The 17,816-nt window shown below is 68.9% G+C and carries 19 protein-coding genes; 12 read left to right on the top strand and 7 right to left on the bottom strand.

Annotation, left to right across the window (positions count from 1 at the left end; all coding sequences use genetic code 11):
- Window positions 1-318 (bottom strand): hypothetical protein (locus tag ACT6XY_RS13325; RefSeq protein ID WP_444748809.1); only part of this gene is annotated, 318 nt, incomplete at its 3' end.
- Between the two features lie 188 nt (window positions 319-506).
- On the opposite strand from ACT6XY_RS13325, the gene ACT6XY_RS13320 reads away from it, so the two are divergent.
- Window positions 507-1,502 carry a KpsF/GutQ family sugar-phosphate isomerase gene (locus ACT6XY_RS13320; protein WP_444748808.1) on the top strand — a complete coding sequence of 332 codons (996 nt, stop codon included), beginning with the start codon at window positions 507-509 and terminating at the stop codon, window positions 1,500-1,502.
- Window positions 1,499-2,377: a DMT family transporter gene (locus tag ACT6XY_RS13315; protein WP_444748807.1), complete on the top strand. Its 879-nt coding sequence runs from the start codon at window positions 1,499-1,501 to the stop codon at window positions 2,375-2,377. The genes ACT6XY_RS13320 and ACT6XY_RS13315 overlap by 4 nt, the downstream gene beginning before the upstream one ends.
- 8 nt (window positions 2,378-2,385) lie before the next feature.
- On the opposite strand, the gene ACT6XY_RS13310 is transcribed toward ACT6XY_RS13315, so the two are convergent.
- The 3 genes from ACT6XY_RS13310 to ACT6XY_RS13300 form a co-directional block, all read right to left on the bottom strand.
- The gene (locus tag ACT6XY_RS13310; protein WP_444748806.1) at window positions 2,386-2,688 is read right to left on the bottom strand and encodes an AzlD family protein; all 303 of its coding nucleotides are present in this window, start codon (window positions 2,686-2,688) and stop codon (window positions 2,386-2,388) included.
- Window positions 2,685-3,398 carry an AzlC family ABC transporter permease gene (locus ACT6XY_RS13305; protein WP_444748805.1) on the bottom strand — a complete coding sequence of 238 codons (714 nt, stop codon included), beginning with the start codon at window positions 3,396-3,398 and terminating at the stop codon, window positions 2,685-2,687. Before ACT6XY_RS13305 ends, ACT6XY_RS13310 begins: the two co-directional genes overlap by 4 nt.
- 72 nt (window positions 3,399-3,470) lie before the next feature.
- Complete coding sequence (locus tag ACT6XY_RS13300) at window positions 3,471-4,334, bottom strand: helix-turn-helix domain-containing protein (RefSeq protein ID WP_444748804.1); 864 nt, start codon at window positions 4,332-4,334, stop codon at window positions 3,471-3,473.
- Between the two features lie 387 nt (window positions 4,335-4,721).
- Here ACT6XY_RS13300 and ACT6XY_RS13295 point away from each other — a divergent pair, with 387 nt between their 5' ends.
- The 8 genes from ACT6XY_RS13295 to ACT6XY_RS13260 all read left to right on the top strand — a co-directional run bounded on the left by ACT6XY_RS13295 (window position 4,722) and on the right by ACT6XY_RS13260 (window position 13,196).
- Window positions 4,722-6,617, top strand: coding sequence for an AMP-binding protein (locus ACT6XY_RS13295; RefSeq protein WP_444748811.1), 1,896 nt, complete (start codon window positions 4,722-4,724; stop codon window positions 6,615-6,617).
- Window positions 6,614-7,414: an ABC transporter ATP-binding protein gene (locus tag ACT6XY_RS13290; protein WP_444748803.1), complete on the top strand. Its 801-nt coding sequence runs from the start codon at window positions 6,614-6,616 to the stop codon at window positions 7,412-7,414. The genes ACT6XY_RS13295 and ACT6XY_RS13290 overlap by 4 nt, the downstream gene beginning before the upstream one ends.
- 143 nt (window positions 7,415-7,557) lie before the next feature.
- Complete coding sequence (locus tag ACT6XY_RS13285) at window positions 7,558-8,532, top strand: branched-chain amino acid ABC transporter permease (protein ID WP_444748810.1); 975 nt, start codon at window positions 7,558-7,560, stop codon at window positions 8,530-8,532.
- A gap of 12 nt (window positions 8,533-8,544) precedes the next feature.
- Window positions 8,545-9,624, top strand: a complete 1,080-nt coding sequence (locus ACT6XY_RS13280; protein WP_444748802.1) for a branched-chain amino acid ABC transporter permease — start codon at window positions 8,545-8,547, stop codon at window positions 9,622-9,624.
- 101 nt (window positions 9,625-9,725) lie between these two features.
- Window positions 9,726-11,063 carry an ABC transporter substrate-binding protein gene (locus ACT6XY_RS13275; protein ID WP_444748801.1) on the top strand — a complete coding sequence of 446 codons (1,338 nt, stop codon included), beginning with the start codon at window positions 9,726-9,728 and terminating at the stop codon, window positions 11,061-11,063.
- A 103-nt stretch (window positions 11,064-11,166) separates the two neighbouring features.
- Complete coding sequence (locus ACT6XY_RS13270) at window positions 11,167-12,012, top strand: ABC transporter ATP-binding protein (protein WP_444748800.1); 846 nt, start codon at window positions 11,167-11,169, stop codon at window positions 12,010-12,012.
- Between the two features lie 75 nt (window positions 12,013-12,087).
- Window positions 12,088-12,774 carry a zinc metallopeptidase gene (locus tag ACT6XY_RS13265; protein WP_444748799.1) on the top strand — a complete coding sequence of 229 codons (687 nt, stop codon included), beginning with the start codon at window positions 12,088-12,090 and terminating at the stop codon, window positions 12,772-12,774.
- Between the two features lie 26 nt (window positions 12,775-12,800).
- Entirely contained in the window at window positions 12,801-13,196 is a 396-nt protein-coding gene (locus ACT6XY_RS13260) for a nuclear transport factor 2 family protein (protein WP_444748798.1), read from the top strand.
- Window positions 13,197-13,422: 226 nt separating this feature from the next.
- On the opposite strand, the gene efp is transcribed toward ACT6XY_RS13260, so the two are convergent.
- On the bottom strand, window positions 13,423-13,992 hold the full coding sequence (efp, locus tag ACT6XY_RS13255) for an elongation factor P (RefSeq protein ID WP_444748797.1): 570 nt from the start codon (window positions 13,990-13,992) through the stop codon (window positions 13,423-13,425).
- Window positions 13,993-14,085: 93 nt separating this feature from the next.
- Window positions 14,086-14,904 (bottom strand): acyl-CoA thioesterase, encoded by an 819-nt coding sequence (locus ACT6XY_RS13250; protein WP_444748796.1) that lies wholly within the window; start codon window positions 14,902-14,904, stop codon window positions 14,086-14,088.
- A 93-nt stretch (window positions 14,905-14,997) separates the two neighbouring features.
- Between ACT6XY_RS13250 and epmA the strand changes: the two genes are divergently transcribed.
- Complete coding sequence (epmA, locus tag ACT6XY_RS13245) at window positions 14,998-16,047, top strand: EF-P lysine aminoacylase EpmA (RefSeq protein ID WP_444748795.1); 1,050 nt, start codon at window positions 14,998-15,000, stop codon at window positions 16,045-16,047.
- Here the strand turns inward: epmA and ACT6XY_RS13240 are convergent.
- Window positions 16,040-16,633 (bottom strand): GNAT family N-acetyltransferase, encoded by a 594-nt coding sequence (locus ACT6XY_RS13240; protein WP_444748794.1) that lies wholly within the window; start codon window positions 16,631-16,633, stop codon window positions 16,040-16,042. The two genes, epmA and ACT6XY_RS13240, sit on opposite strands and share 8 nt — an antisense overlap.
- Before the next feature lie 145 nt (window positions 16,634-16,778).
- Here ACT6XY_RS13240 and ACT6XY_RS13235 point away from each other — a divergent pair, with 145 nt between their 5' ends.
- A complete protein-coding gene (locus ACT6XY_RS13235) occupies window positions 16,779-17,816 on the top strand; it encodes an iron ABC transporter substrate-binding protein (RefSeq protein WP_444748793.1) in 1,038 nt (345 codons plus the stop codon).

Here is a 17,816-nt window from a genome sequence, read left to right as displayed (position 1 = left end):
GTTCCACGGCGCGCGGCGGGATTCGGTCCGCGCCCGCTCGCGCTGGGCGCCGATGGTGCGCGATTCGCCGGGCTGGGCGGGCGGCACGGCCGGGCGCAGGCCCGCCGCCTCGGCATCGCTGGCGGGCGCGGACAACGTATCGGCAATGGGCGGATCGACCGGTCCGATCCCCTGCCAGCCGCTGTCGCGGCCGACGTCGTCGGTGGTGGTCGGAGGCGTTCCGGTGCGCAGGCGCTGGGCGAGCAGGGGCGAGCCCGTCCCGGCGAGGACGAGCGCCAGGGCGCCGGCACCCAACAGCTTGCGGGCGATGTGACCCAAGACCCGATTCTTCCCCGCCAATTTCCTCAACAAGACGTAAAGAGCCGTGGTTAACGCCGGGTTGATGCAGGGACGCCCTTCGCCGTCGATGATGCGTCCCGCAGCGCGTCATGCTAAGGGGACCGGCCTTCCGCCAGCCCCGCCGGCGCCGGGTTCCAGCCGGATGGTCCGGCCTTCGACACTGAGCCATGGCATCACACGCATCCCCGCCCGAGACCCGGTCCACCGCCCTCGCCTCGGCCCTCCGCACGCTGGCGGTGGAGGCCGCGGGCCTCGCCGCGCTGGAGGAGGCGCTCGCCAACGGCCTCGGCGAGCCCTTTGCGGCGGCCGTCGCCCTGCTGAAGCAGGTCAAGGGTCGGGTCATCGTCACCGGCATGGGCAAGTCCGGCCATGTCGGCCGCAAGATCGCGGCGACGCTGGCCTCGACCGGCACGCCGGCCTTCTTCGTCCATCCCGGTGAGGCGAGCCACGGCGACCTCGGCATGGTGACCGCCGACGACGCGATCCTTGCGCTGTCCTGGTCCGGCGAGACGGTGGAACTGCGCGACCTCGTCGCCTTCTCGCGTCGCTTCGGCGTCGGCCTCGTCGCCATCACTTCGGCGGGCGAATCGGCGCTCGGCAAGGCGGCCGACGTGGTGCTCGGCCTGCCGCGGGCCGAGGAGGCCTGCCCCAACGGGCTCGCACCGACCACCTCGACGCTCATGCAGCTCGCCATCGGCGACGCGCTGGCCGTCGCGCTGCTCGAGGAGCGCGGCTTCACCGCCGCCGATTTCCGCACCTTCCATCCCGGCGGCAAGCTCGGTGCCGTGCTCGCCCAGGTTCGCGACGTGATGCACCAGGGCGCGGCGCTGCCGCTCAGGCCGCTCGGCACGCCGATGAGCGAGGTGCTGATCGAGATGACGGCCAAGGGGTTCGGCTGTTGCGGCATCGTCGACGCCGCCGGAGCTCTCGCCGGCATCGTCACCGACGGCGACCTGCGCCGCCACATGAAATCCGATCTCCTGGCCATGCCGGTGGAGGCGGTGATGACGCGCTCGCCGAAGACCGCCCGGCCCGATCAGCTGGCGAGCGAGATCCTCGACCTCCTGAACCGCACCAAGATCACGGCGCTCTTCGCTGTCGAGGCGGGGCGGCCGGTGGGCATCCTCCACGTCCACGACCTCCTGCGCGCGGGCGTGGCGTGAACGGGCCCGAGGAGGCGCGGAAGCTCCGCGTCGGCATGGCGCTGATGACGCTCGGCATGCTGCTGTTCGCCACCAACGACGCCATCGTCAAGGCGCATATGGGCTCGCTGACGGTCGCCCAGTCGCTGGGCGTTCGCGGCATCTTCGCCACCCTCGGGGTCGCTGCCTGGCTCGCCGTCTCCGGCACGCGGTTCTCGCTGCGCGGATTCTGGCACCCTCTCGTGGTCGGCCGGTCGCTGGCCGAGGGGCTGGCGGTGTTCTTCCTGTTCCAGGCGCTCTGGCGCATGCCGATCGGCGACGTCACCGCCGTGTCCCAGTCCATGCCGATGTTCCTGCTGCCGATCGCCGTGCTGGTGCTCGGCGAGAAGGTGAGCCCGGTGCAGTGGCTGGTGGTGATCTGCGGCTTCGCCGGCATCATGCTCGTCGCACGGCCGTTCTCGGCCGGTTTCGATCCGGCCATCGGGCTGGTGCTCGCCACCACGGTCTGCTTCGTGTTCCGCGACATCACCGTGAAGTTCCTCCCCGCCCACATCGCCTCGGGCACGGTGACCTTCTCGACGGTCAGCGTGGTCATGGTCGCGGCCCTCGCTCTCGCCGCCGTGCAGGGGCTCGAGCCCATGGGCCTCCGGCAGACGCTGATGATCGGGCTCGCGGGGCTCCTGCTGGCGGGCGGGCAGGCGGCGATCATCCAGGCCTTCCGCATGGCGCCGGTGTCGCAGGTCGGGCCGTTCAACTACACCAAGACGGCCTTCGCCCTCGTCATCGGCATGGTGTTCTTCGCCGAGCGGCCGGATGCCGTGACCTTCGCCGGCATGGGGCTCATCGTCGCCTCGGGCATCGCCATCGCCGCCGGGTTGGGGCGCCCGAAGGGCTGAAGCTCCGCTCAGCCCGCCAGCATGCGCAGCACCACGACGGCCGCGACGCCGGTGGCGATGACGCCGATCAGCGGCAGGCGCAGCGCGGCGAGAATGGTGATGGCGCCCGCCAGCGTCTCCGGCCAGCCGGTGGCGAGCAGGGTCGGGGCTATCACCGCTGTCAGCACGGCGGCGGGAATGGCGTCGAGCGCCGCCTTGGCGCGACCGGCAAGGGCGAGACGCCCGCCGAGGAGGAGCCCGGTGAGACGGCAGCCGTAACTCGCGACCGCCATGCCGAGAATGGCGAGGAGCGTAACGGGATCGAGGCTCATGCCGCCTCGCCCTTGTCGTCGGGGCGCCAGGCGAGGACGGCGGCCGCCATGCCGGCGAAGGCACCGGCGAGCACGTGCCAGGGCGATCCCAGGGCGAGATGGGCGGCCGTCGCCGCGGCGGCGCTGGCGACGACCACCAGGCCGGCGCGTGACGTCGTGACGAAGCCGGCCACGAGGCCGATGAAGATGGCGGTGAAGGCGAAGTCGGCGCCGAAGCGGCGGGGGTCGCCGAGCAGCGGGCCCAGGACCGTTCCGGCCCAGGACCAGGCGACCCAGTTGATCCAGAAGACGGCGCCCGAGCCGAAGAAATAGGCGGCGGTGATGCGCCGGCTGGCGGCGCGGCGCTCGGCGAGAGCCCAGTTCTCGTCGGCGAGGACGTGGAAGCCGAGCAGTTTTCCGCCGAAGGGCAGGTGGGCGACCTTCGGTGCCAGCGAGGCGCTCATCAGGATGTAGCGGGCATTGATGAGGAAGGTGGAGAGGACGAGGGCGGCGATCGGCACCGGGACGGTCCACAGCTCGATGGCGGCGAGCTGGGCGCCGCCGGCGAAGATCAGGGCGGAGGAGAGCGTCACCTCCAGCGGCGACAGGCCCTTGCCGGTGGCGATGGCGCCGTAGAGCAGGGCGATGGGGGCCGCCGCGACCATGGCGGGGAGGAGTTCCACGAGGCCGTCGCGGAATTCGGAGGCGGGGGATGCAGGCACGTCAGACATCGCACCTGCTTCCCACATGCAGCCGCCGGCTTCTTGAACGAAAACGGCACCCGGCAGGTTCCGCGCGCCCTCTCAGGCGGCCACGGCACGGCGATAGGCAGCGGGAGCCACGCCGATGCGGGCCTTGAAGGCGCGGGTGAGGTGCGCCTGATCGGCGAAGCCCACATCGGCCGCGACCTCGGCGGGGGCCCTGCCGGCGCGCAGCCGGTCCTGCGCCCGGCGCACGCGCACGTCCACCACATAGGCATGGGGCGTGATGCCGACACTGCGGCGGAAGACGCGGATCAGGTGGTCGCGCGAGAAGCCGGCGACGGCGGCGAGCTCGGCGAGGCTCAGGTCCTCGGCGTAGCGGGACTCGATGAGGTCGCGCACGCGCTGCACGGGGCCGGCCTCCTCGCCCACCGGCGCCAGACCGCCACCGGCGTGGAGCACGAATGCGCGGGCATAGGCGCGCAGCATCAGTTCCTCGCCGGCGAGGCCGTCGGCGCCGGCCTCGATCGCCTCGTGGGCAGCCGAGAAGAGCCGCGCCCCCTCGGGGTCGTGGACGACCGGGCTGCGGAAGAAGGGGGCCGCCGGTGCGGGCCGGCGACTGACGGCTTCGGCGAGGTCGCGCAGGAAAGCCTCGCCGGGATAGGTCATGCGGTAGGAATAGCCGCCATCGGCGGGGGCGCCGTCGTGGACGTCCTGCGGCATGACGAAGACGAGATCGCCCGGTCCGGCGCAGCCCTTCATGCCGAGCGCCGACACCTTCTCCCAGCCGTTCTCGATCGTTCCGACGACGTAGGTCTCGTGCATGTGCGGGGGATACACGTGGGTGCGGAACGTGGCGCTCAGGCAGTCGATGCCCTCGAGCCGGGAGGCCGCGAAGAAGCGCGCCGTCTCGCCTTTCGCGAGAGGGCCGAGGCTCATGGCGGCACGCTGGTCGAGATCGTCCATGCCCGACCCCTAGCATGGCGGGCGCGGCGTTCTTGAAGGAAATCGGCATCGCCGTGGCAACATCCGGTGCCGCGAAGCGGGCCGTCGCGCCATCCGCCGTCCGGCCGAGCCGGCTTTCGTCTTTGGTCCTCTTGATTTCATCGACCGTGCGTTCAACTATCCGCTCGACCCCGGTCCGGCCCTGCAACGCAGGGGGGCGGGGCGACACAGAACCCGAAAACGGGTCGTGAGAGGGAACGCCGCTGCGCCTGCGGGCGCGGCAGTCGAGGAACAGGGAGGACGCCGGCCGTGGCCAACCACGCCGACGCGCGCGCCGTCACCGACGGTCACGATACATTTCCGAAGCTCCTAGCGCTGAACGCCGTGCGGTTCGCCGCCCGGCCGGCCATGCGTCACAAGGACCTCGGCATCTGGCGCACCTGGACCTGGGCCGAGGTGGCGGGGGAGGTGCGTGACTTCGCGCTCGGCCTTGGCGAGCTCGGCCTGAAGCGCGGCGACAAGGTCGCCATCGTCGGACGGAACCGACCGAAGCTCTACTGGTCCATGGCCGCCATCCAGTCCTGGGGCGGCGTGCCGGTGCCGGTCTATTCGGACTCGGTCGCCGACGAGATGGCCTATGTGCTCGAACATGCCGAGGCCTCGATGGCGGTTGTCGAGGACCAGGAGCAGGTGGACAAGCTGCTCTCCGTGTCCGAGCGGCTGCCGCACCTCGCGCACGTCGTCTACGACGAGCCGCGCGGCCTGAGGGACTACGACCATTCGCGCATGCACGCCTTCGAGGAGGTGCAGGAGATCGGCCGCAAGGCCGGCTCCGACCCGGCCAAGGTGAAGGCGCTGGAGGAGGCGATCGCGCTCGGCAAGGGCGGCGACCTCGCCATCATGCTCTACACGTCGGGAACGACCGGGCGGCCGAAGGGCGTCATGCTGTCGAACGACAACGTCATCGTCTCGGCGAAGAACGGCGGCCTGTTCGACGGCCTGACCGAGACCGAGGAGACTATCGCCTACCTGCCGCTGGCCTGGGTCGGCGACAACATCTTCTCCTACGCCCAGTCCTACGTGCTCGGCTTCTGCGTCAACTGCCCGGAGAGCGCCGAGACGGTGGTGGACGACCGCCGCGAGATCGGCACGTCCTACGCGTTCGCGCCGCCGCGGGTCTACGAGAACCTGCTCACCCAGACCATGGTGCGCATGGAGGACGCCGGTCCGCTCAAGAAGAAGATGTTCGACTACTTCCTCGGCGTCGCCAAGGAATGGGGCGAGAAGATCCTCAATAAGGAGCCGGTGCCACTCATCGCGCGGCTGCAATATGCCGCGGGCGAGGTGCTGGTCTACGGCCCGCTGAAGAACCGGTTCGGCCTCACCAACATCCGCGTCGGCTACACGGCGGGCGAGGCGATCGGGCCGGAGATCTTCAAGTTCTTCCGCTCCCTCGGCATCAACCTGAAGCAGCTCTATGGGCAGACGGAAGCCAGCGTCTACATCACCGCACAGCCCGACGGCGAGATCTATGCCGATACGGTCGGAAAGCCGAACATCGATGTCGAGCTGAAGATCGACGACAGCGGCGAGGTGCTCTACCGCTCGCCCGGCGTGTTCATGGGCTATTTCAAGGACCCCGAGAAGACGGCCGAGACCAAGACGCCGGACGGCTGGGTGCGCTCGGGCGATGCCGGCTTCTTCGATCCGAAAACCGGGCACCTGAAGATCATCGACCGCGCCAAGGACGTCGGCAAGCTGCGCTCGGGCGCGCTGTTCGCGCCGAAATACATCGAGAACAAGCTGAAGTTCTACCCGAACATCAAGGAAGCGGTCGCCTTCGGCCAGGACCGCGACTTCGTCACCTGCTTCCTCAACATCGACCTCACGGCCGTCGGCTCCTGGGCCGAGCGCAACAACGTCTCCTACGGCTCCTACCAGGAGCTGGCCGGCCACCGCGAGGTGCTGAAGACGCTGAAGGCACATGTCGACGAGGTGAACCGGTCGCTCGCCGAGGAGCCGCTGATGGGCGGCGCGCAGATCCGCCGCTTCCTCGTGCTGCACAAGGAGCTCGACGCCGACGACGGCGAGCTGACCCGCACCCAGAAGGTGCGCCGCGGCTTCATCGCCGATCGTTACCTGCCGCTGGTCGAGGCGCTCTACGACGGCTCGGCGCGGGGGCGCATCAGGACCGAGGTGACCTTCGAGGACGGCCGCAAGGGCGTCATCGAGGGCGACGTGGAGATCATCGACATGACCGTCCACCCGGTCACCGGCGGCGCGTTCAGGGAGGCTGCGGAATGAGGGCTCCCTCGGCCACCGACATCGCCGCCGGCGAGGTCATCCTCGCTGTCGACAACGTTTCGCTCGGCTTCGGCGGCGTGAAGGCGCTGACCGACGTGTCCTTCGACATCAGGAAGGGCGAGGTGCGCGCCATCATCGGTCCGAACGGCGCCGGCAAGACCTCGATGCTCAACTGCATCAACGGCTTCTACCATCCGACCTCCGGCCGCATCACCTTCAAGGGCAAGACGCGTCCGAAGATGCGCCCGCACGAGGCGGCGGCCGGCGGCATCGCCCGCACCTTCCAGAACGTCGCGCTGTTCAAGGGCATGTCGACGCTCGACAACATCATGGCCGGCCGCACCCTGAAGATGAACCGCGGCTTCTTCTGGCAGGTGCTGCGCCACGGCCCGGCCATGGACGAGGAGATCGCCCATCGCCGCTTCGTCGAGGAGATCATCGACTTCCTCGAGATCCAGCACATCCGCAAGACGCCGGTCGGCAAGCTGCCCTACGGCCTTCAGAAGCGCGTCGAGCTCGGCCGGGCGCTCGCCATGGAGCCGGAGGTGCTGCTGCTGGACGAGCCGATGGCCGGCATGAACCTCGAGGAGAAAGAGGACATGTGCCGCTTCATTCTCGACGTGTCGAACCAGTACGGCACGACGATCGCGCTGATCGAACACGACATGGGTGTGGTCATGGACCTCTCCGACCGGGTCGTCGTCCTGGAATACGGCCGCAAGATCGCCGACGGCACGCCCGACGAGGTCAAGCGCAACCAGGCCGTGATCGACGCCTATCTCGGCGTGGCGCATTGAGGACCTGAGCGATGACCGACGCCACCCTGCCCGCCGCCATGGACAAGCCGGTCCGCAAGGACCTGATCGGCTGGGGCGCGGCCGCGGCGGCCCTGGTGCTCATCGTCCTCGGCGGCGTCACCGGGCTGATCGCCGAGGGCTCGCTGCCCTACCGCATCTTCATCGGCCCCTTCGTCGAGATGGTGACGATCCCCGACCTCTTCGTGCAGACGGTCTGGGAGGGCTTCGTCGGCGGCGTGCTCTACGCCCTGATCGCCCTCGGCTTCGTGCTGATCTTCAAGGCCTCCGGCGTGTTCAACTTCGCCCAGGGCATCATGGTGGTCTTCGCCGGCCTGACCCTGGTGGGCGTCTACGAGAAGTTCGCCTCCATCGGCTTCACCGGCATGCTGGCCGCCTACACGGCGCTGGCCGTCGCGCTGGCCGTCATGTTCCTTCTAGCAGTGGCGGTGGAGCGCGTGGTGCTGCGGCCGCTGGTCAACCAGCCCGACATCATCCTTTTCATGGCCACTTTCGGGCTCACCTATCTGCTCATCGGGCTCGGCGAGACCATCTTCGGCGGCTCGCCGAAGGTGATGATCGCCTCGCAGCTGGGCCTGCCGTCGGGATCGATCGATCTGGCCATCCTCGGCGGGCGCGTCAGCCTGCAGATGCTCGACATCGCCGCTGCCGTCATCGCCATCGTGATGATCGCCGTGCTCGCCTTCTTCTTCCAGTATACCCGCATCGGCCGGGCGCTGCGCGCGGTGGCGGACAGCCACAAGGCGGCGCTGTCGGTCGGCATCTCGCTGAACCAGATCTGGATCATCGTCTGGTTCACCGCCGGCATCGTGGCGCTGCTCACCGGCATCATGTGGGGCGCCCGCTCCGACGTGTCCTTCGGCCTGCAGACCATCGCCCTGAAGGCGCTTCCCGTGCTCATCCTCGGCGGCTTCACCTCCGTGCCCGGAGCCATCGTCGGCGGCCTCATCATCGGCATCGGCGAGAAGATCGGCGAGTTCTACTGGGGTCCGCTCTTCGGCAACGGCATCGAGAGCTGGCTCGCCTATGTCATCGCGCTCGCCTTCCTGATGTTCCGGCCGCAGGGCCTGTTCGGCGACAAGATCATCGAGCGGATCTGAGGAGCGTCACCCGTGTTCTACCGCGAAGCCGGCCAGTACAAGACCTCCTACAAGGCCGACATGTCGGTCTTTCCGCTGCTGCAGGATCGGATCGGCATCTTCGCGATCCTGGCGATCGCCTTCGTGGCCGTGCCGCTCTTCGCCTCCGAGTTCATCATCCTGTCGGTGATGGTGCCCTTCCTCGTCTTCGCGCTGGCGGCGATCGGGCTCAATATCCTCACCGGCTATACCGGTCTGATCTCGCTCGGGACGGGCGCCTTCATGGGGGTCGGGGCCTATGCCTGCTACAAGCTGACGACGCTCTTTCCCGGCGTGAACATCATCGTCTGGATCATCGTCTCGGGCTTCTTCTCGGCCGCCATCGGCGTCGTCTTCGGCCTGCCGAGCCTGAGGATCAAGGGCTTCTACCTCGCCGTCGCCACGCTCGCCGCGCAGTTCTTCCTGCAGTGGTGCTTCGTGCGCATCCCCTGGCTCTACAACTACAACGCCTCGGGCGCCATCGAGGTGCCGGAGCGCACCCTGTTCGGCCTCGCCATCACCGGTGCCAGGTCCTCGCCGGAGGTGCGTTACCTCGTGCTGCTCTCCATCGTCGTCTTCCTCACCTGGATCGCCTCCAACCTCGTCCACGGCCGCATCGGCCGGTCGTGGATGGCGGTGCGCGACATGGACATCGCCGCCGAGCTGATGGGGATCAAGCTGCTGCCGACCAAGCTCCTCGCCTTCGCCGTCTCGTCCTTCTATTGCGGCGTCGCCGGGGCCTGCATGATGTTCCTCTGGTACGGCGGCGGCGAGGCCAATGACGCCTTCAACGTCAACCAGAGTTTCATCGTGCTGTTCATGGTCATCATCGGCGGCCTCGGAAGCCTGATCGGCTCGTTCCTCGGCGCCTTCTTCATCTCGACCCTGCCGACCATCCTGAAGTTCGGCGTACCGGCCGTCGGCATCCCGCTCACCGGCGCGCTCGCCGAGCACCTGACCCACATCATGGTCGGTGCGCTCATCATCTTCTTCCTCATCGTCGAGCCGCACGGGCTCGCGCGACTGTGGCAGATCGCCAAGCAGAAACTGCGCGTCTGGCCGTTCCCCTACTGACCGGCCGGCAGCGCCCAAACCCCAAGAGACCCGCCGGCAAGGCGGGCACGACAAGAAGAAAACCCGGACCACGGCGTCCGGACTTCCAAGGAGGAACTTCCATGAAAGGCTTCAAGTGGACGATGGCCGCCGCCTTCGCCGCAGCGCTCGCCTCGGCGGCGCCCATGCCGGCACAGGCCCAGGCCCAGGACAGCATCTTCATCCCGCTGCTCAGCTACCGCACCGGGCCCTTCGCGTCGTCTGGCATTCCGATCGCCAACGGCATGCGCGACTATCTGGAGATGATCAACCAGCGCGATGGCGGCATCAACGGCGTCAAGATCGTCATCGAGGAATGCGAGACCGGCTACGACACCAAAAAGGGCGTCGAGTGCTACGACTCGCTGCGCTCGCGCAACCCGGTAGTGGTGAACCCCTATTCCACCGGCATCACGCTGCAGCTCATTCCGCGTGCCGCGGTCGACAAGATCCCGATGCTGTCCATGGCCTATGGTCTCTCGGCCTCGGCCGACGGCAACACCTTCCCGTGGATCTTCAACCCGCCGGCGACCTACTGGGACGGCGCCTCGGTCATGGTCTCCTACATGGCCCAGCGCGAGGGGGGCTTCGACAAGCTGCGCGGCAAGACCCTCGGCCTGATCCATCTCGACGCGCCCTACGGCAAGGAGCCGATCCCGGTGCTGCAGGCCATGGCCGAGAAATACGGCTTCACCCTGAAGCTTTACCCGGTGGCCGCCGCCGACATGCAGAACCAGAGCGCCATCTGGCTCAACATCCGTCGCGACCGGCCGAACTACCTCTACAACCAGGGCTGGGGCGCGATGAACCCGACGGCCGTGCGTGAGGCGATCCGCAACAACTTCCCCATCGACCGCCTCGTCGGCGTCTGGTGGGCCGGCGGTGACGACGACGCCCGCGCCGGCGGCGCCCAGGCGGCGGGTTATCGCAGCCTGAACTTCCATCAGGCCGGCACCGACTTCCCCGTGATCCAGGACATCCTGAAGCACGTGGTCGACAAGAACCTGTCGCGGGTCGATGCGCGCTCGCGCGTCGGCGAGAACCTCTACAACCGCGGAGTCTACAACTCCATGCTGATGGTCGAGGCGATCCGCCACGCCCAGCAGCTGACGGGCAAGAAGGTGGTCACGGGCGAGGATGTGCGCCGCGGCTTCGAGACGATGAACATCACCGAAGCCAGGCTCAAGGAGATCGGCATGGAGGGCTTCGCCGCTCCCGTGCGGCTCACCTGCGCCGACCACAACGGCCACAACCGCGTCTTCGTCGCCCGCTGGGACGGCACGCGCTATGTCCGCGACAGCGACTGGATCGAGCCGATCCGCGACGTCGTCCGGCCGCTGATCGAGGATGCGGCGAAGAAGTACGCCGAAGCCAATGCCGGCTGGCCGCGCCGCACCGAGACCTGCGACCAGCGGTCGTGAGTCTCTGACTGCAACACGGGGGGCCGCGGGTGACCGCGGCTCCCGCCCTGCACGTGCACGATGCAGATCAGGCCGATCGGCCCCATTACCTGCGGATAACCCTATGACCGCCCAGACCCAAGCGACGCCGGCGCCTGCTCCCGTCCAGGACCTGATCCTCGACGTCAGCAACATCGAGGTCATTTACGACCACGTCATCCTGGTGCTGAAGGGCGTCTCGCTCGTGGTGCCGCGCGGCGGCATCGTCGCCATCCTCGGCGCCAACGGCGCCGGCAAGACGACGACGCTGAAGGCGATCTCCAACCTGCTCCATGCCGAGCGCGGCGAGGTGACCAAGGGCTCCATCGTCTTCGAGGGAGAGGAGGTGCAGGCCCTCTCGCCCAACGACCTCGTGCGCCGCGGCTGCATCCAGGTGATGGAGGGACGGCACTGCTTCGGCCACCTCACCATCGAGGAGAACCTGCTCACCGGCGCCTTCACCCGGCGCGACGGCAAGGCCGCCATCCGCGACGACATGGAGAAGATCTACGCCTATTTCCCCCGCCTGAAGGAGCGCCGGCACTCCATGTCCGGCTACACGTCGGGCGGCGAGCAGCAGATGTGCGCCATCGGCCGCGCGCTGATGAGCCGGCCGAAGATGATCCTCCTGGACGAGCCCTCGATGGGACTTGCCCCGCAGATCGTCGAGCAGATCTTCGAGATCGTCCGCGACATCAATTCCCGCGAGGGCGTCTCCTTTCTCGTCGCCGAGCAGAACACCAACATGGCGCTGCGCTACGCCACCTTCGGCTACATCATGGAGACCGGCCGCATCGTCATGGACGGCGACGCCAAGTCGCTGCGCGAGAACGAGGACGTGAAGGAGTTCTATCTCGGCGTCTCCGAGGGCGACAAGAAGAGCTTTCGCGACGTGAAGAGCTACAAGCGGCGCAAGCGCTGGCTGGCCTGAGGCCGGGGCCATCGGTCGCGGCGGACCGCGCGCCCCTTGCACTTGGGGCGCCGGCATGACGACTTAGAGGGTGTCATGCCCTTTCTCATCCTCCTCGGTATCGCCGCCCTTCTCGCGCTCATCTTCGGCCCGCAATGGTGGGTGAAGGCGCAGATGCGCCGCCACGGCGTCGAGCGCGAGGACTTTCCCGGTACCGGTGGCGAACTCGCCGTCCACCTGCTCGAGGAGGCGGGCCTCGCCGACGTCAAGGTGGAGCGCACCGATGCCGGTGACCATTACGATCCCATCGACCGCGTGGTGCGGCTCTCGCCGGAGGTCCATGACGGCCGCTCGGTGACGGCCGTGGCGGTGGCCGCCCACGAGGTCGGCCACGCCGTGCAGCACCGCGACGGCGACCGTCTGTTCCTCTGGCGGATCCGCATGGCACAGGCGGCGCAGAAGCTGGAGATCGGCGCCGCCATCCTGTTCGCCACGGCGCCGCTCGTGCTCGCCTTCGTCCGATCGCCGGTCATCGCCGTGCTGCAGATCGCCGTCGCCCTCGCCCTCCTGGGCTCGCGGCTCGCCATGCATGTGCTGACCCTGCCGATGGAGTTCGACGCCAGCTTCGGCAAGGCGTTGCCCGTGCTCACCCGTGGCGGCTACCTGCACCCGAACGACCAGCCGGCGGCGCGCTCGGTGCTGCGCGCGGCGGCGCTGACCTATGTCGCCTCGGCGCTCGTCACCCTGCTCGACCTCACCCGCATCATCCGCGTCTTGCGCTGAGGGGGCCCAAGCGGCATGAAGGCTCCATGAGCCAGGCCATCCTCGACCGCTGGTACGCCGCCCTGAAGGCCGGCGATGCCTCAGCCCTCGCCGCCGTGACCACCGACGACGTCACCGTGCGCTGGAACGGACCGCCGGGCATCGTGCCCTGGGCGGGACTGTGGGAGGGCCGCACCAAGGTGCTGACGTTCTTCAGGCGCGTCGCCGAGCACCTGGAGATCCTGTCGATCGAGACCGTCGCGCGGATCGAGGGCGAGGGCGGCGTCGCCATCGTCCTCCAGGGGCACTGGCGGGTGCGCGCCAGCGGCGAGGAGATCAAGGTGCGCGCGGCCAACCTGTTCCGCTTCGAGGGCGGCCTAGTGGCGGCCTACGAGGTCTATCCGGACAGCTACGCCTTCGCGAAAGCACTGGCGAAGGCCTAGGTCGTTCTCAAGGAAGAGCACCGCACTCTCCGTCATGCCCGGCCTTGTGCCGGGCATCCACGCCTTGAACACCACGGTCGCCCAGGAAGTCGTGGATGCCCGGGACGCACCCGGGCATGATGGACGTTGGTTCCAGCGGACTTTCAGCAGGCGGTGACGACGTCGTCACCAAAACAAAAGGCCGGGCGCTGGCCCGGCCTTGATGCAGTGAACCGGATGAGGACGCTCAGTCCTTGGCGCGCTCGGAATAGGAGCCGTCCTCGGTCATCACGACGATGCGGGTGCCGACGCCGATATGCGGCGGGACCAGCGTGCGCACGCCGTTCGACAGGATGGCGGGCTTGTAGGAGGAGGAGGCGGTCTGGCCCTTGGTGACCGGCTCGGTCTCCATCACCTCGAGCGTCACGCGCTGCGGCAGTTCGATGCCGACGGCGTTGCCCTCGTAGACCGACAGCTTCACCTCCATCTCGTTCTGGAGATAGGGCTTGGCGTCGCCGAGGATATCGTCGGGGACCGCGATCTGCTCGTAGGTCTCCTTGTTCATGAAGTGGTTCCCGTCACCGTCCGAATAGAGGTAGGTGTAGGGACGATCCTCCACATAGGCGCGCTCGACCATCTCGGTGGTGCGCCAGCGCTCGGACACCTTCACGCCGTCGGACAGGCGGCGCATGTCGACCTGGGTTACCGGGGTGCCCTTGCCAGGGTGGATGTTCTGGGCGGTGACGATCAGGTAGAGCCTGCCGTCGACTTCGAGAATGTTGCCCTTGCGGACGGAGGAGGCGATGACCTTCGGCACGGGTGTTGTCCTTGGGATGGGGCGGGCGCGATCCCGCGTGATCTGTCGCGCCGTCGCATAGACGAAGTCGCGGCCAAGCGCCACCCCCGCCCGCTAGTCGCGGAACCAGACGACCTGCGTGGTGGTGGCGAGGAGCTTGCCCTCGTCGGACCAGAGCTCGGCCTGCTGGTCGTGAAACTGGTCGCCGAAGCGGATCGAATCGACCTTGGCGAGAAGCGGCCGCGTGCCCTGCCGCGCCAGCTCCTCCGGGCTTGCATGGAAGTACGAGGTCATCGACACCGTACCGGCCGGCGTCCTGAGGCCACGGACCTGGAACACGCGGACGATGAACACGTCGCAGAGCGAGGCGAGCCCCACGTGGTCGAGCGGGCGCGGCGGCTGGTCGGCGACCCAGATCAGCGACTTCGCGCTCTGCGGCGTGGCGAAGGCTTCGCTCGCCATGATCGGCAAGCCGGAGATGTAGCGGAAGTCGTAGGCGTTCAGCCAGGCGAGGGGCGGCTTGGTCGTCAGCGAGGGAACCTCGCCCGCCGGCGGGGCCTCGGGCATGGGGCTCGCGTGGTGCCCCCAGGTCTCGCTGCGCCGGGCAAAGACCATGGTGGCGTTGGCGGCGATGGTCTCGCCCTGCACCAGTTCCGCATAGAGATGCTGCACCGAGCGGCCGGAGCGAACCTCCTTCACGCGGATGACGAAGTCGCCCTCGGCGATGGGGGCGCAGAAGTTCACCGTCTGGGCCACCGGCTCGCCGATGCGCGCGGGGTGGTCCATGGCGGCCTTCAGGAGCTGCGCCGCGGTGACACCGCCGAAGGGGCCGACCATGTTCCAGTAGGCCGGCGAGGTGCGGCCGGCGAGCGACCCGTCGGCCGCCGGCGTGAAGGTCGTCGCCGCGTCGAGCGGGTGGAGGGCATCGGTCATCAGGCACTCGGGGGAGGTTTTCTCACGGTGCCGCGGAGCCTATGAGGGGGGCGGCCTTTCGGCAATGATGCCGAAGGGCATGGGTCCTGACCGATGACCGTTTCACCCTGGTGGGATGCCGACCGCCACGCCGACCGCCGGCCCTTTCTCGTGGCGCGCGGGCGCATCAAGGCGGCGCTGCGCCGCTGGTTCGCGGGCCGTGACTTCACCGAGGTCGAGGCCGGCATCCTGCAGGTCTCGCCCGGGAACGAGACCCATCTCCACGCCTTCGCCACCGAGGCGGTGAGCATCGAGGGTCGCCGCGCCCCGCTCTTCCTCCACACCTCCCCGGAATTCGCCGCCAAGAAGCTGATCGCCGCGGGCGAGACGCGCATCGTCGATTTCGCGCGCGTCTTCCGCAACCGCGAGCGGGGGCCGCTGCACCATCCCGAGTTCACGATGGTGGAATGGTATCGCGTCGGCGAGACCTACGAGCAGCTCATGACGGACTGCGCCGACCTTCTCAGGCTCGCCTGCGAGGCGGCGGGCCGGGATGCGCTGGTCTGGCGGGAGGCAGCCTGCGACCCCGCGCTGGAGCCGGAGCGCCTGACGCTGGCCGAGGCGTTCCGTCGCCACGCGGACATGGATCTTCTCGCGACCGTCGGGGAGGCGGGCGAGACAGACCGCGCTGCACTGGCCGCTGCCGCCACGAGCGCCGGCATCCGTGTGTCCGATGACGACGGCTGGGCCGACATCTTCTCCAAAGTGCTGGTGGAGCGCATCGAGCCGCGCCTCGGCTTCGGGCGGGCGACGATCCTGTGCGAATACCCGGTGAGCGAGGCGGCGCTGGCCCGCCCCAAGCCCGGCGATCCGCGCGTCGCCGAGCGGTTCGAGCTCTATGCCTGCGGCGTCGAACTCGCCAATGCCTTCGGCGAGCTGACCGACCCTGCCGAGCAGCGGCGGCGCTTCGAGGCCGCGATGGCGGAGAAGCAGCGCGTCTATGGCGAGACCTATCCGGTGGACGAGGAGCTTCTCGCCGCCCTCGCCGTGATGCCGCCGACGGCCGGCATCGCGCTCGGCTTCGAGCGCCTCGTGATGCTCGCGAGCGGGGCGCGGCACATCGAGGACGTGGTGTGGACGCCGGTTCCCGAGACCTTCAGATGACCGGGATGCGGGGCGCCGCCTCGCGCGGGATCGCGCCGGAGATCCGCGGGTCATCCATCACCTCGATGGCGCGCCTGTAGGGCGTGAAGCCGCAGCGTCGGTAGAAGGATAGCGCCGCGGGATGGTCGAGGGTGCAGGTGTGCAGCCAGACGCGCCGCGTCTCCGGCCGCCAGGCCTCTTGTAGCGCGGCCGCCATCATGCGGGGACCGAGGCCCTGTCCGGTCGCCTCGGGCACGAGGCCGAAGAAGGCGATCTCGACGTCGGCAGGGTCGCGGCGGTCGATCTCGACGATGCCGGTCTCGCCCTCCGCCACGAAGAGCGCGTTGCCGGGCCGGTGGAGGATGGCGGCGAGCGCCGCGTCGTCCATGACCAGCCGCGATGTCCACAGCCAGTCGAGGCCGATGGCGGCATAGAAGCGGCGGTACCAGGTGAGGTCGGGGTCGGCCACCGGGCGCAGCGGCAGCGGGTCCGCGATGGCCGCCACCGGGGGCTCGCGCATCTCCAGATAGGTCACCACCGCGGCGATCTTTCCCGCGGGCAGGTCCGTATAGCCGTCGAGGTTGAGTGGTATGGTTTCGGCGGTCATGGCGGGTGCGTCCTGCTGGCCCTCGACGCGGTCGCAGCGCCGGGGCATGGTCGCCGCGACTTCTACACCGAAGGAGGCAGGGCATGAAGGTCGGCGCCCGCAGGATGCTCCTGCCCATCGCCGCCATGCGGGCCATGGCCTGACCATGGCGCGCGGGATCGACAGGCGGCTGGCCTTGGGAACGCTGGCGGCGGGCCTCGCCGCGCCTGCGCTCGGGCGGACGCCCTTCGTCGTCGACGGTGCGGGCCGGCAGGTGGCGATCCCCGCGGGCGTCGCGCGCGTCTTTCCCGCCGGGCCGCCGGCGGCGATCCTCCTCTACACGCTCGCCCCCGATCTGCTGATCGGCTGGCCGCGCGCCAACCGGCCGGAGGAGCGGGAGTTCCTGCTGCCCGAGATCGGCTCCAGGCCGGAGGTCGGCCGCATCACGGGGCGAGGCAACACGGCCAATCTCGAACTCGTGCTGGCGCTGAAGCCGGACCTCATCATCGATTCAGGCTCGGTGCGCCGCACCTTCGCCGAACTCGCCGACCGCGTTCAGGGCCAGACCGGCATTCCCTACGCCTTGCTGGACGGACGGTTCGAGGCGACGGCCGGAAGCCTCATCACCCTCGGGCAGCTGACGGGGCGGGAGAAGAGGGCCCGGCACCTCGCCGCCTGGTGCGACGAGACGATGAAGACGCTCCTCTCCCGCATCGACACCGTTCCGGCGGAGCGGCGGCCGCGGGTCTATTACGCGCGCGGGCCGCGCGGTCTGGAGACCGGCCTCGCCGGGTCCATCAACGTCGAGACGGTGGAGTTCCTCGGCGCGGTGAACGTTGCCCGCGACGGCGTCGGCGGCGGGCTGGCGCAGGTCTCGCTGGAACAGGTGCTCGCCTGGAACCCGGAGGTCATCGTCACCATCGACCAGACCTTCGCCGCGAACGTGCGCTCCGATCCGGCCTGGCGCGGGGTCAAGGCGGTCACCGACGGACGGGTCCACCTGTCGCCCAAACTGCCCTTCGGCTGGGTCGACTTCCCGCCCTCGGTCAACCGCATGGCGGGGCTGTGGTGGCTCGCGAAGACCCTCTATCCGGCACTCGTCCCAGAGGACATCCGCGCCCTGACGCGTGACTTCTATGCGCTGTTCTACCACGTGACGCCGAGCGACGCGCAGATCGACCGCGTCCTGGCGGGCCGCGACTGA

The organism is Phreatobacter sp., from assembly GCF_052440005.1.
Lineage (GTDB): Bacteria > Pseudomonadota > Alphaproteobacteria > Rhizobiales > Phreatobacteraceae > Phreatobacter.
This window is presented reverse-complemented; position numbering and strand designations above follow the sequence as displayed.

Excerpts from the sequence above, each read along its gene's own strand:
- ACT6XY_RS13320 (WP_444748808.1), top strand. The coding sequence starts at position 507 with ATGGCATCACACGCATCCCCGCCCGAGACCCGGTCCACCGCCCTCGCC.
- ACT6XY_RS13310 (WP_444748806.1), bottom strand. The coding sequence starts at position 2,688 with ATGAGCCTCGATCCCGTTACGCTCCTCGCCATTCTCGGCATGGCGGTC.
- ACT6XY_RS13305 (WP_444748805.1), bottom strand. The coding sequence starts at position 3,398 with ATGTCTGACGTGCCTGCATCCCCCGCCTCCGAATTCCGCGACGGCCTC.
- ACT6XY_RS13300 (WP_444748804.1), bottom strand. The coding sequence starts at position 4,334 with ATGGACGATCTCGACCAGCGTGCCGCCATGAGCCTCGGCCCTCTCGCG.
- ACT6XY_RS13295 (WP_444748811.1), top strand. The coding sequence starts at position 4,722 with ATGCGTCACAAGGACCTCGGCATCTGGCGCACCTGGACCTGGGCCGAG.
- ACT6XY_RS13290 (WP_444748803.1), top strand. The coding sequence starts at position 6,614 with ATGAGGGCTCCCTCGGCCACCGACATCGCCGCCGGCGAGGTCATCCTC.
- ACT6XY_RS13275 (WP_444748801.1), top strand. The coding sequence starts at position 9,726 with ATGAAAGGCTTCAAGTGGACGATGGCCGCCGCCTTCGCCGCAGCGCTC.
- ACT6XY_RS13270 (WP_444748800.1), top strand. The coding sequence starts at position 11,167 with ATGACCGCCCAGACCCAAGCGACGCCGGCGCCTGCTCCCGTCCAGGAC.
- ACT6XY_RS13265 (WP_444748799.1), top strand. The coding sequence starts at position 12,088 with ATGCCCTTTCTCATCCTCCTCGGTATCGCCGCCCTTCTCGCGCTCATC.
- ACT6XY_RS13260 (WP_444748798.1), top strand. The coding sequence starts at position 12,801 with ATGAGCCAGGCCATCCTCGACCGCTGGTACGCCGCCCTGAAGGCCGGC.
- ACT6XY_RS13250 (WP_444748796.1), bottom strand. The coding sequence starts at position 14,904 with ATGACCGATGCCCTCCACCCGCTCGACGCGGCGACGACCTTCACGCCG.
- epmA (WP_444748795.1), top strand. The coding sequence starts at position 14,998 with ATGACCGTTTCACCCTGGTGGGATGCCGACCGCCACGCCGACCGCCGG.
- ACT6XY_RS13240 (WP_444748794.1), bottom strand. The coding sequence starts at position 16,633 with ATGACCGCCGAAACCATACCACTCAACCTCGACGGCTATACGGACCTG.
- ACT6XY_RS13235 (WP_444748793.1), top strand. The coding sequence starts at position 16,779 with ATGGCGCGCGGGATCGACAGGCGGCTGGCCTTGGGAACGCTGGCGGCG.